Source organism: Armatimonadota bacterium (assembly GCA_018268395.1).
In the GTDB taxonomy this organism is placed as follows: domain Bacteria; phylum Armatimonadota; class Fimbriimonadia; order Fimbriimonadales; family Fimbriimonadaceae; genus JAEURO01.
Genome location: JAFDWQ010000003.1, coordinates 744890 through 756484 on the forward strand (window position 1 = coordinate 744890; position 11595 = coordinate 756484).

Below are 11595 nucleotides of genomic sequence, written 5' to 3' on the forward strand. Positions count from 1 at the left end.
AGACATCTCCGAGTACGTTGGAGCAGAACCGAAGCATGAAAAACTCGATCCGCATCTTCGCAGTCACGGCCCTTGCCCTTGCGGCGATGGCCCCGGCCATGGCCCAGGTCGGAAAGACGAAGACCCTCGCCCCCCGGGTCGCCGCCCAAAAGTCGGGCACGATGAAGAAGCCGGTCGCCGCGACGAACCAAGTCAGCGGAGCCGTAAAGGGCGAACCGAAGGGCAAGACGTTCGTCGTCGCCTCGAAAAAGGGCACGTACACCGTCGACGCGTCCAAGGCCCGTTGTACGTACAAGGGCAAGTTCTTCAGCATCGGATCCCTAAAGGGCGGAACGCTCGTCATGGTGACGGGACCGGCCAAGGGTTCCACCATCACCGCGACCGAAGTCAAAGTGACCTACATGAAGGGTGCCGCCAAGTCGAAGCCGACCAAGGCCAAGATGACGTCGTCCGGTCACTAAAGAGCCCCAGGCTTAGCCCTTTCGGGAGGCGCACCACGTTCGGTGCGCCTCCTGTTTTTTTGCGGGATTGACGTTCGATCGGCAGGTTCTGATCCCGTTTGCGGAACAAGGATATAGGCCGTAACCTGACGAAAAGGGGAAAAGGCGACGACAATCTTCCAGGTAGGCGCTGTGAAACGGATTCAAAGCATGATCAAAAGACCTCGAGGACGACGGGCGTTCACGCTCGTCGAAATCATGATCGTCATTCTGATCATCGGGATCCTGTTGACGATCGCCGTCCCTTACTACGCTCAAGTGCGGCTTCGGACCTGGACGCACGCCTGTCTCGAGAACCAAGTCAAGATCGACCAGGCCAAGCAACTGTGGCAAATGGAAGAAGGCATGGGCCCGACCGACACGCCCGTGATGACCGACCTTGTCCCGAAGTACCTGAAAAGGGAACCGAAGTGCCCGACCCACGGGACGTACACGATCGGCAACTGCAGCGAACCGGCCACGTGCGACCAACACGCACGGGGCAGCAACAGCGGCTAGCCTAGAAGCGGATCCGGACCCGGAGAGCGCCGATCTTCTCGCCACCGTCGGTCGTCACCGATGTCCACACCTCGACGGTGCCCTCGACGTCCTTCGCCGTGCCAGGCGATTTGGCCATACCGCCTTCCGGCAGTTTCTGGCCCTGTAGGGACGTGTCGGTGGTCGCGACGACCGTACCTTCCGGATCGGTCACGACGACCGAAACGAACCGCCCCTCCCGGTTGATCGCGTCCAGGACGCCTTGGAGGCGGGACTTTCGGTTTTCGAACCGGACCGAGCGTGTTTCAAGGAGCGGGAGCGAAAGGGAAGCGGCGAGGCCGTCCACGCCTCGGGCGAACGCTTCGCGCCTCATCGCAGCGGCCTTGATCCCTTCGATCCAGACGAGCAGTCCGATGGCGAGGACGCCGGCCAAGACGAAAGCCGCCAAGACCAGGGTCGGCCGCTGGACGGCCGCCGGCTTCGGCGGTTCGGGGGCCTGTTCAGGATCGGACATGCGGCCAGTTTAGACGACCGGCCGCACGGATCACTGCTGGGTCGCGAAGGTCGTGAAGTACACCTTCAAGACGGGGCCTGTCTGAGAGTCCCACGTTTCGTCGACGATCTCTTCCTCGTGCGAGGCGCCGTGTCCCTCGGCGCCCTTCTCGGCCCCGGCTTCGCCCTCGGACTTGGCGGCATGGCCCTTGGCCTTCTTGCCTTTGCCCTTCTTGTCCTTTTCTTCGTCGTGATGAGGCACGACGGCATTGATCGCCTTTGCGATCTCCTTCTTCAGCTTCTCCTTGCCTTCCGGGGTCGCGATCTCGTTGAAGTCCTGTCGCGTCAGGACCGAGATCACAGCATCGCGGACCGGAGCGGGAGGCTCGGCTTTGCCTTCGTGGCCGCCTCCCGCCTCTTCCGTCAGGTGCATGTTCTTGGCGACGTGGACGGCGATGTCGGTCTTGAGGAACGTACGACCGTCGTTCAGGTTCACGAGGAACTCACCGAGAGGGACGACCTCTCCGAGCTCGATCGGCGGCTCTTCCTTCTTGCCCCCCGAACCCATCTTCATTCCGAAGAACCCTCCGGCGACCAGCATGACCACGAGGGCCAAGATCATGGGAAGTTTGCCTTTCTTCTTCGGCTTTTCGGGAGCTGCTGCTTCAGACATGCGCGACCATCCTCTAAGGGTTTGTTCCGCATTTGGGCCGGGAAATCACATTTGCCGGCCGGTAAGGGTGCCGAAAGTCGGGACCTGACTGGTCAGAAGGTCGCACCGTCCACCTTCTGGGGTTCATTTCGGCCGTGTCCTTGCTTCACACTGACCCTATGTCCACCTCCCGAACCCTTTCGATCTGGGACGACATCGCTTCCCGCGGGGTCGCGGAGGTCGTCCGAACCCTCGCCGACGAAGACGCCATCCGCATGACGGAGCAGTACGGGACGCACAACTACAAGCCCCTCCACGTGAACGTGGTGAAGGGTGACGGTGCCGAATGCTGGGACGGGGCGGGGAACCGCTTCATCGACTGCGTCGGGGCGTACTCGGCCGTCGCCCACGGCCACCTCAGCGAAAAGGTCGTCCAGGCCGTCCACGAGCAACTCGAGCGCCTTTCTTTGGCGAGCAGGGCCGTCTATACGGGGGAACTCGCGCTCTTCCTGAAGGGACTTGCCGACTATTGCGGTCTGGACATGGTCTGCCCCATGAACACCGGGGCCGAAGCGGTCGAGACCGCGATCAAGATCGCCAGAAAGTGGGCCTACACGGTCAAGGGCGTCCCTGACGATCAGGCCGAGATCATCGTGTGCGAAGGCAACTTCCACGGTCGGACGACCACGATCGTCGGCTTTTCGACGGAGAAGAACTACCGCGACCATTTCGGGCCGTTCACGCCCGGGTTCAAGATCGTTCCGTTCGGCGACGTGGACGCGGTCAGGGCCGCCGTCGGGCCCAACACGGCCGCCGTCCTCGTCGAGCCTGTCCAGGCAGAAGGCGGCATTTTGATCCCGGAAGACGGCTACATGGTCGGGCTCCGGAAGGTCTGCGACGAATCCCGTTCCCTCTTGATCTGGGACGAGGTCCAGACGGGGTTCTGCCGCACCGGCCGTAAGTTCGCTTGGCAATGGGAAGACGCGGCACCGGACATGATGGCCGTCGGAAAGCCGCTCGGAGGTGGCGTCATGCCTGTCAGTGCGGCCGTCGGCACTCGTGAAGTCATGTCCGTGTTCCAACCTGGCGACCACGGTTCGACCTTCGGCGGCAACCCGCTCGGGTGCGTCGTCGCCCTCTCCGCGTTGGCCGAAATGGAGACCGAAGGGTTCGCCGAGATGTCCCTGACCAAGGGCGAGCGCCTCCTCGAGGGTTTCCGCTCGTTGAACTCGCCCCGCATCCATGCCCTTCGGGGGCGCGGACTCCTGGTCGGCCTTGAGGTCAACGACGGGGTCGACTCGGCCAAACTCACGCAGCGGTTGCTCGAGAACGGCATCCTTTCGAAGGAGACCCGCCACCGGACGTTCCGGTTCACGCCTCCGATCGTCATCGAAGACGCCTTGATCGACGAGATCGTGGACAAGGTGGGACGGTCCCTGGCCGCGCTCTGACGGCGCCCGTGTCAGAATAGGCGTTCCCGATGGAGCAGGTCCAGACCTTGGAACAGACGGTCGCCGAGGCCATTCGAGCCGCGCCGACGACCACGGCGTGTCGCGAGATCGAGCTGAAGTCGCTCGGCAAGAACGGCGAACTGACGGGTCTGATGCGCGGCATCGGTCAGTTGCCGGCGGAAGACAGGCCCCGATTCGGCGCAGCGGTCAACGAGGCTCGGGCTCGCCTCCAGTCCCTCCTCGACGCGCGCGTCGAGGAGTTGCTCCACAAGGAACTGGCCGTCCGGTTCGAGTCTGAGCGCTTGGACGTGACGATGCCTGGCAAGCGGCCGGACGTCGGTTACGAACACGTCCTCCAACTCACCGAAAACCGGATCAAGTCGGTTCTTGGGGGACTTGGATTCGTCTATTATGAAGGGCCTGAACTTGAAGATTTCAAGTACAACTTCGACGCCTTGAACTACCCGCCGGACCATCCGGCGATGGACGCTCAGGACACGTTCTACGTGTCCGACGACCTCGTCCTCAGAACGCAGTGCACGTCGTTCCAAGGCCGGCTGTTCGAAACCGTCGAGCCGCCGTTCCGCTTTTTCACGGTCGGCAGGACGTATCGGAACGAGGCCGTCGACCGCACCCATGGGCACACGTTCCACCAGGTCGACGCGTTCATGGTCGACGAGGGCATTTCGATGGCGCACTTGAAGGGAACGCTCGACGCCTTTGCACGGACGATGTTCGGCGACGAGGCGAAGGTGCGGTTCCGCCCCGACTTCTTCCCGTTCGTCGAACCGGGCGTCGACTATGCCATTTCGACTCCGAAGCTGTTCAACGGTAAATGGGTCGAACTCGGCGGGGCCGGACTCGTCCACCCGAACATCTTGGAGCGATACGGTATCGATACCGAGCGCTATTCCGGGTTCGCCTTTGGCCTCGGGGTCGAACGGATTCCGATGATGATGCACGGGATCGACGACCTTCGGTACTTCCTGGAGAACGACCTCAGGTTCCTGGAACGGTACGGCCGTGAAGCGGAGATTTCGAGTTTCCGGACCACGGGCCTGAACCGGAAGACAGGCTCGTCTTACGGTACAGACCGTTACGACGACGGACTGGTCCGCACGTCGGACTGAACTCCCTTGGGTTCAAACCTCGGGCGGTAGAATCGCACCTCCCATGAAGTTCACCGAGTCCATGCTTCGCGACCTCGTCGAGACGGCGATGAGCGCCGAGGAGGTCGGTGACCTGTTGACCATGACCGGCTTCGAACTGGAGGAGGTCTTGCTCGTCGAAGGCGAGAAGGTGCTCGACATCAACGTCATGGCGAACCGGGGAGACGGGGCATCGGTCTTGGGACTGGCCCGCGAGGTTTTGGCTAAGGACCCGAAGAGCCGGCCGACGCCGCTCTATCAGGCCCTGTCCACGCACGGTCCGCAGGAAGGAGCGGCGGATCCTGAAGCGACGGCCTCGGTCCGCATCGAGTCGCCCCTTTGCACCCGGTTTTCGATCCGCGTCTTCGAGGGTCTCGCCAACGGCCCGTCCCCGGACTGGGTCCAAGAACGCCTGAGGAAGATCGGACAGCGTCCGATCTCTCTGCTCGTCGACCTGACGAACACCGTCATGTACGAGACCGGTCAGCCTCTTCACGCCTATGACTTAGACCTCGTCCCTAAAGGGTCGCTCGTCGTCCGGGAAGCCCGTGCGGGCGAGACGTTGACGACTCTGGACGGCACTGCCCACGAACTGAAAGCGGGAATGCTGATGATCTGCGACGAGACCCGTCCGATCGGGGTCGCCGGGGTCATGGGAGGCTTGGACACCGAAGTCTCTGAGACGACGACCCGCTGCCTTCTCGAATCGGCCCACTTCGACCACCAAGCGGTCCGAAGGACGCGCAAGGGCCTCGGGCTCCAGACGGACGCGAGCTATCGGTTCGAGCGCTACGTCGACCCGGAAGGAACCGTCAGAGCGCTCGACCGCTTTGCAGAGTTGTTGGAACAATGTGCAGGTTACAAGCCTTTACCTTTACTGATCGACGTCTATCCGGCACCGCCGGTCCGACCTGCGGTGGTTGTCCGCGGTGATCGGACGCGCCGCTTGCTGGGATTGGACGTCTCGTCTCAACAGATTGCAAAATACCTTCAAGACTTAGGGAGTAGAGTTGAACAAAACGGCGACGACTTTAGCGTCGCTCCCCCCAGTTGGCGCATCGACCTTGTCCGAGAGGACGACTTCGTCGAGGAGGTCGGTCGCGTGCACGGGTACGAGAAGATCCCGTCGCTGCTGCCCATCGGGAGCACGCCCGTGGGCGGTGTCCACGGCCGGTCCAAGTTTCTGGACGCCCTTCGCGGTTGGGCGGTGCGGTGCGGCTTCACCCAATGCATCAGCCATTCGCTGTGTGCCGGCAGCCCGCTAGACGCTCCCGGGGGACACGTCCACGTCCGGAACCCGCATTCACCTGAACTGGAGCTCCTCCGCAACAGTTGCCTTCCCAGTGTCGCCGATGCAGCCTTGAGGAACGGTGGAAAGGGATTGAAGCTGTTCGAAGTCGGCCGTGTCTTCCGTCCGGGTTCGGAGGGGCACCACATGGCTCTCATTTCGACGTCAGCGGCCGCATCTGGGCCGACCGTGACCGATGCGGGCTTCTTTGCCATGAAAGGGACGATAGAGACGATTCTGGAAGGAACCGGATTTAGACCGTCGTTCAGTCTTCCTGCCGTCCCCGACGATCGGTTCCACCCGACGCGGCAGGCCTCTTGGGAGGGGGCCGTGCTGTTCGGCCAGATCCATCCCTTGGTTGCCGAGACTCTGGGGCTGCCCACCGAAACGTGCCTCGCCGAGATCGATGTGACGGCTCTTTGGCGGCTCGTTCCGGCCGACGATCCGTTCAAGCCGTTCCATCGGCACCCGAGCGTCCGCCGGGACATGGCCGTGGTCGTGGCAAAGTCCGTCAAGTACCAGGACGTCGCCTTGGTGATCGAAGAGGCCTGTGGCGACGTGCTCGAGCGGCATTGGCTGTTCGACGTCTACGAAGGGGCGGGGATCGATCCGGGCCACCATAGCCTGGGCATCGCCCTCCTGCTCCGCAAGGCCGGAACCTTTACGGACGAGGAAGCGAACCGGGTGCGGGACGCGGCCGTATCGGGGCTGGAACGGCTGGGGGCGAAACTGCGCTGAGGGCGGCCCGGACCGCGACCGCCGCAAGGGAACAGGCCAAGACGGAACGGAACGCCGACGGCCAGTAGTGGTAGTGGCCGAAAGGTTGAAGCCACGCCATCGGTAGGAACGCGATCAAGGCCAAAGACATGGATCCGAGGACGATCGGCCAGCTCCGGTGACGGGCCACCGTCTTCCAGGCCGCCAAGTTCGATCCGGCCAACGCCGCGAACCTCCATGGGACGTCCGTCAGAAGGACCTCGAAGCCGACGGACAGCGTCACGCCGCACGTCGCGAGCCAGTTCCAAGCTGGGAGGGCGTAGTCCATGAGTACGAGCAGGACGCCCGGTCCGTCACGGAACTGTTGTTGCTGGTAGCCCGAGACGCCGTGCGGAACGACGGCCCAACGGACGGCCAGGTAGGCGACGAGCAGCGCCCAGTACAAGCCGTGGGGCCATTTGACGGGACGTCGTCCTTCTAAAGCCGTGATGACGGAGAGTCCCAGGAGGGCGGCGGGCACCATGACGGCCTGTTCGTATGACAGTAAGGCTCCGACCGTGCCGAGTGCGGCGAACGTAGTCCAGACCCAAGCCGACCTTTTTTGACGCGCCGTAACCGTTTCCGTCCCCCGGGTCGCGGGGACGTCGGTCGACGTCGCGGGCTTAGGGTCCGAAGTCGCGGTCAATCGGTCGAACCGGGCATGGGCCGCCATCGCAGCGAGAGCGAAGAGCGCCATCGTCGAAGCCGTTCGACCGGGAATCCACGCGAGGACGCGGTCATCGATGGGCGAGACGGGTGCCGTCAGGGTCGAAAGGAACACGAGCGTCCCCGCCGCCCCAAGGCAGACCGGGATCTTTGTGCGTCCGCCTCGGAAAACCCCCAGCAGGCAAACGCCGGCAGCGGCCCAAGCGACCGGAGTCAAGGGAGAGAGCGCAGCGGAGTCCAAGGTCCAAAGACCGAAGAGCGCCGAAGAGACACCTGCGATCCAGGGCGACCGCACGGCTTCCCGCACGAGCCAGAACAGCAGTAGCGTGCACCCGCATGCGAGCAAGGCGTTCGTGAGGCCGAACCCCGCCGCCGAGTCTCTATGGACGGCCCGGTCGAATTCGAAGACCAGGGTCGAGACGGGTCGGTAAAAGTGGTTTTGTAGCGGCCAGTCCGTTCGGAACCAGGAAAGAAGATCGTGACGGGCGTCCAACGCGCGCAAGAGGACGGCCGTGTCGGTGTCCTTCAAGAGGGCCGGTCCGGACGCGCGTTTCAGGAAAAGGGCCAGGCACGCGAGGAGGGGCAACGCGAACCAAGGAAGCCACCTCTTCACAGTCGAAAGTCTGGCACTGCCGACGGCCGGTCCGCCCGGCTCGGGGTCCAGGACCAGGAACCAAACCGAAACCGAAGTGGGTTCTGTACGTCGGGAAAGGACAATGAACGGACTCTTGAACGCAGCGGCGGCATTCTTCGCGTCAGCATTCGCATTCCTGGCTCCGGCACCGAAGCCGGTCGCGGAACCGAACGTGAAGGACATGGAAGGTAAGCCGCTCCCCGCCTTCGCAATGCGGACGGTCGACAACAAGAAGGTCGACAACGCGACGATCAAGGGCAAACCGGTCCTGATCGATTTTTGGGCCACGTGGTGCGGCCCGTGCAAGAAGGCGTCTCCCCTCCTTCAGCAACTTCACACGAAGTACAAGTCCAAGGGCTTGGTCGTCATCGGTGCGAACGGGCTCGAGGACGAATCCGGTCCCTCGGCGGCATCGGGCTACGCCCGCGAGCACAAGTACACGTACGTGTTCACTCACTCGAACGACGGCCTTATGAGCAAGTGGGCCGTTCAAGCCTTGCCGACCATGTTGCTCGTCGACCGCACGGGCAAGGTCGTGAAGGTCCAGATCGGCTACAGCGACAAGGTGGGCACTCAGTTGTCCACATTGGTCGAGCAACTGGTCAAAGGCTAAGAGCGGCGCAGTCGCTCCACGCGTCTGCCGGCCCGCGCCGGTCCAAGTGAGAACCTCCGTCGCGATGCGTCGCGACGGAGGTCCTCTCTTGCCCTGACGTCCGGTCCGGTCGTCGGTCTCGACGATCGAAAGCCCGAATTTTTGCCGGCCCGTACTTTTGCTGATAAGATAAAGGGTGCGCGTTCTTGTGCGGCCGATTGGCTGTGAGCGCGCGGAGAGGAATCTGAATGGCAAACGAAGCACGTAAGGGCGCCGGTGAGCGCCTCGTCATCTCTATCGACCTGAAAGCCGGATCCAACGGCGAACGACCGGAAGGCCTCACTGCCTATCTCTTTGACGCCGGAGGGAAGCTGATCGAGCAGCGTCCCATCGGAAAGGGAGGAAAACTCGAGTTCAAGGCGACGGCACCGGCGGTCGACCAGGACTACCGGCTGATCGTGGGACCGGACACGGGCGACGAGAAGCCCACGCTGTCCGGTCTGCGGAGGGCGCAAGCGTTCGAATCACGGATCACGTCCCTCGGCTCCCAATGGAAAGGGACGCGCGACTTCGTCATCGACGGTCTGATATGGGACGAGTGGCTTCGGCCACGGTGTTGCGTCCGAGGCAAAGTCGTCAAGCGCGTCGGAACGGGGTCGCACGCGGTGGAACTGCCCGTCTGCAGTTCCACGGTCGAAGTCTACGAAGTGGACCCGCTCGAGATCCTCCTGCCGCGGATCCCTGACCTCGAACTTGATAAGTTCCGACGGTACATCGTCGACCGACCGATCCCCCGACCCGGTGACCCGCCGCCTTTCGAGCGCGGGCCGATCGGACCGCCGCCACTGCCTCCGCAAACGGGCCTCATGGCGAAGTTCCGAGGAGGGGGCCTGGATCTGTCGGCCTTGTCCGGAGACCGACAAAGGATGTTCGACACGTTACCGGACTCGTTTCGGGCGGCCGTCTCGTCCGGCGACATGCGGACTCTTCGGTCCGAGCTGCTGCTGAACCCTCACATCGCGTGGCCGATCTTCTGCTGGTTCTGGCCCCGGTTCGTCACCAAGACAAAGGTCGGGGAAGGCGCCGTCGATTCCCAAGGTCGATTCAAGGTCTGCTTCAGGCGCAGTTTCTGGAACCCGGACCAGCCCGACCTTTGGTTCAAGGTCGTCCAGGACAAGGGGACGCCCGAGGAGGCGGTCATTCACGCGCTCTATCCCGTGGGGTGCCATACCTGGTGGAACTTCGCCTGCGGATCGGAGGTCACGCTATACGCCGGGCCCCACGCGCGGACGTGTTACGACGATCCCGTTTACGGAATGGACGGTGAGTGGGTCGTTTTGGAAGCCATCGGAACGGTTTCGCCGGACGCGGTCTACGGGTTGAGCCAGACCCTTGCCGGATCGACGACGTCCGGAGTTTCGGGGAACATCGGGACGATCGAGAACGGCGGGCCGGTCGACTCCCCGTTCGCGAACCTGATCCGAATCCGGCTTCAGTTTTCGGCGGGACTTAGGGCGCTGGGGGCGATGTACCGCGTGTCGGCTTCGGTCGACGGTGGCGCGACCTGGACGTTGCTCGACCGGGAGGTTCGAAGGACGTACGTCAGGACCGTCGGCGGCCATCCGGTCTACGACAGGCTCAAGCTGGGACCGACCACGGCCGCCCCGATCAACTTCTTCTCTTCGCAGCCACTGGCTGCTCCGTTGGGTGGCGCATGGACCATCCCGGCCGGCAGCGAACGCGACGATCTCACGAGCGCTTATCTGCCGACGATCGGTGCAGGGCCGACCGAACTCACGAACGGAAAAGTGCTGTTGCGGGTGGAAGTCTTCGACAATACGGGCGCGGCGATGCCGATGGGCGGGCCAGTGCCGTATGACTTTTACCTGTACGTCAGCCCGTCCGTCGATCCGGTCGACGCCGGGACGCTTCCTGCGACCGTCTCGGTCGGGGGTAACGCAATGGAATTCACGTTGCACGTGGACAACCGTCCGTGCTATGCCGAAATCCAACAGCCGAGGATCGGGAGCGACCTGGCTAGCCTGAACTGTGGCGGACTGACCTACCATGACGCTAGTGCCGACCTCGAAGTCCCGTTCGTCGCGTCGCATCCCGAGATGCGGTGCTGGCACGAGTTCGGAATGGTCCGCGGTGCGAACAACGCGTTCCCGTTCGTCGAGTCCGCCGACGCGACCCCTGGATACTTCCGCGCGACCGCCTCGATCTCAGACATGCTCGGAGGCTGCTCCGGAGCAGCGTTCTCGGCCAATTTGTCCGTCTTCGCACTGGCGACGGACGGTTGGGACAGGCAGAGCCAGTTCGACCGGTACTGGGTGTACGCGTTCATGTTGACGCCAGGGCCGTTGCCGCATCCTTAAGTCGCGGATTGGTCCACGAGCAAAACCGTCGGTCCAGGCCTCCGGGCCGACGGGTCTCCAATCTTTCTCACGACCCGGACATCAAGGACAAGATCTGACTTGGCGACAAGTTCGGACCGTAGGCGGAACGGCGACCGAAAAGGTCGCTAGGAGTTGTGCTGTCGCGATTGCAGCCCTTTTCGGGCTACATTCGCGCAGTACACGGCTATGTAAGCGACGGCGATGCAAAGGACGCTCGCCGAACCTTGCAGGGCGTGGACCCACCCTAACTCGCGGACGACGGACCAACCAAGTCGCAAGTCGTTGAGGTCGCCGAGGCGATTCAATTGGACAAAGAGAAGAATCCCGATCAGTGGCAGCCCGAACCGGGCCTTGAGGGCTCCGGCGAAGGCTGCGACTACGGCCAAAGGAACGGCCGAGATCCACATCGACCCGATGTCGGGTTGCTTGTCCCCGATTTCGCTGAGCAAGGACCAGACGGGCACCGAAGTATTACTCTACCGGCGAGTGTCAAGTTCTGAACGTCGTCGTTCCAGACACAATGAGAAAAACCGTCGGTCC

At 63.0% G+C, this 11595-nt stretch carries 11 protein-coding genes; 7 read left to right on the forward strand and 4 right to left on the reverse strand.

Features of this window, described 5'->3' with window-relative positions; all coding sequences use genetic code 11:
- Positions 1-35 precede the first annotated feature (35 nt).
- Both JST30_08985 and JST30_08990 read left to right on the forward strand, forming a co-directional pair.
- On the forward strand, positions 36-461 hold the full coding sequence (locus JST30_08985) for a hypothetical protein (protein MBS1714455.1): 426 nt from the start codon (positions 36-38) through the stop codon (positions 459-461).
- A gap of 189 nt (positions 462-650) precedes the next feature.
- Positions 651-998 carry a prepilin-type N-terminal cleavage/methylation domain-containing protein gene (locus JST30_08990; protein MBS1714456.1) on the forward strand — a complete coding sequence of 116 codons (348 nt, stop codon included), beginning with the start codon at positions 651-653 and terminating at the stop codon, positions 996-998.
- 1 nt (position 999) lies between these two features.
- Here the strand turns inward: JST30_08990 and JST30_08995 are convergent, their stop codons facing one another.
- The gene (locus JST30_08995) at positions 1000-1491 is read right to left on the reverse strand and encodes a hypothetical protein (protein ID MBS1714457.1); all 492 of its coding nucleotides are present in this window, start codon (positions 1489-1491) and stop codon (positions 1000-1002) included.
- 30 nt (positions 1492-1521) lie between these two features.
- Positions 1522-2142, reverse strand: a complete 621-nt coding sequence (locus JST30_09000; GenBank protein MBS1714458.1) for a flagellar basal body-associated FliL family protein — start codon at positions 2140-2142, stop codon at positions 1522-1524.
- Positions 2143-2396: 254 nt separating this feature from the next.
- Here JST30_09000 and rocD point away from each other — a divergent pair, with 254 nt between their 5' ends.
- From rocD to pheT, 3 genes are read left to right on the forward strand one after another with little or no spacing between them, the layout of a single operon-like run.
- Positions 2397-3572 carry an ornithine--oxo-acid transaminase gene (gene rocD, locus JST30_09005; protein ID MBS1714459.1) on the forward strand — a complete coding sequence of 392 codons (1176 nt, stop codon included), beginning with the start codon at positions 2397-2399 and terminating at the stop codon, positions 3570-3572.
- A 29-nt stretch (positions 3573-3601) separates the two neighbouring features.
- Positions 3602-4702, forward strand: a complete 1101-nt coding sequence (gene pheS, locus JST30_09010; protein MBS1714460.1) for a phenylalanine--tRNA ligase subunit alpha — start codon at positions 3602-3604, stop codon at positions 4700-4702.
- A gap of 43 nt (positions 4703-4745) precedes the next feature.
- Positions 4746-6746 (forward strand): phenylalanine--tRNA ligase subunit beta, encoded by a 2001-nt coding sequence (gene pheT / locus JST30_09015; GenBank protein ID MBS1714461.1) that lies wholly within the window; start codon positions 4746-4748, stop codon positions 6744-6746.
- Here the strand turns inward: pheT and JST30_09020 are convergent.
- The gene (locus tag JST30_09020; GenBank protein MBS1714462.1) at positions 6670-8043 is read right to left on the reverse strand and encodes a hypothetical protein; all 1374 of its coding nucleotides are present in this window, start codon (positions 8041-8043) and stop codon (positions 6670-6672) included. The two genes, pheT and JST30_09020, sit on opposite strands and share 77 nt — an antisense overlap.
- Before the next feature lie 103 nt (positions 8044-8146).
- On the opposite strand from JST30_09020, the gene JST30_09025 reads away from it, so the two are divergent.
- Together JST30_09025 and JST30_09030 are read left to right on the forward strand one after the other, a co-directional pair.
- Complete coding sequence (locus tag JST30_09025) at positions 8147-8677, forward strand: TlpA family protein disulfide reductase (protein MBS1714463.1); 531 nt, start codon at positions 8147-8149, stop codon at positions 8675-8677.
- Positions 8678-8904: 227 nt separating this feature from the next.
- A complete protein-coding gene (locus JST30_09030) occupies positions 8905-11034 on the forward strand; it encodes a hypothetical protein (GenBank protein MBS1714464.1) in 2130 nt (709 codons plus the stop codon).
- Positions 11035-11180: 146 nt separating this feature from the next.
- Here the strand turns inward: JST30_09030 and JST30_09035 are convergent, their stop codons facing one another.
- Positions 11181-11519, reverse strand: coding sequence for a hypothetical protein (locus JST30_09035; protein MBS1714465.1), 339 nt, complete (start codon positions 11517-11519; stop codon positions 11181-11183).
- Positions 11520-11595 lie beyond the last annotated feature (76 nt).

What these genes read in the sequence shown, in the direction of transcription:
- JST30_08985 (MBS1714455.1), top strand. Translation starts at nt 36, where the DNA reads ATGAAAAACTCGATCCGCATCTTCGCAGTCACGGCCCTTGCCCTTGCG.
- JST30_08990 (MBS1714456.1), top strand. Translation starts at nt 651, where the DNA reads ATGATCAAAAGACCTCGAGGACGACGGGCGTTCACGCTCGTCGAAATC.
- JST30_08995 (MBS1714457.1), bottom strand. Translation starts at nt 1,491, where the DNA reads ATGTCCGATCCTGAACAGGCCCCCGAACCGCCGAAGCCGGCGGCCGTC.
- JST30_09000 (MBS1714458.1), bottom strand. Translation starts at nt 2,142, where the DNA reads ATGTCTGAAGCAGCAGCTCCCGAAAAGCCGAAGAAGAAAGGCAAACTT.
- rocD (MBS1714459.1), top strand. Translation starts at nt 2,397, where the DNA reads ATGACGGAGCAGTACGGGACGCACAACTACAAGCCCCTCCACGTGAAC.
- pheS (MBS1714460.1), top strand. Translation starts at nt 3,602, where the DNA reads ATGGAGCAGGTCCAGACCTTGGAACAGACGGTCGCCGAGGCCATTCGA.
- pheT (MBS1714461.1), top strand. Translation starts at nt 4,746, where the DNA reads ATGAAGTTCACCGAGTCCATGCTTCGCGACCTCGTCGAGACGGCGATG.
- JST30_09025 (MBS1714463.1), top strand. Translation starts at nt 8,147, where the DNA reads ATGAACGGACTCTTGAACGCAGCGGCGGCATTCTTCGCGTCAGCATTC.
- JST30_09030 (MBS1714464.1), top strand. Translation starts at nt 8,905, where the DNA reads ATGGCAAACGAAGCACGTAAGGGCGCCGGTGAGCGCCTCGTCATCTCT.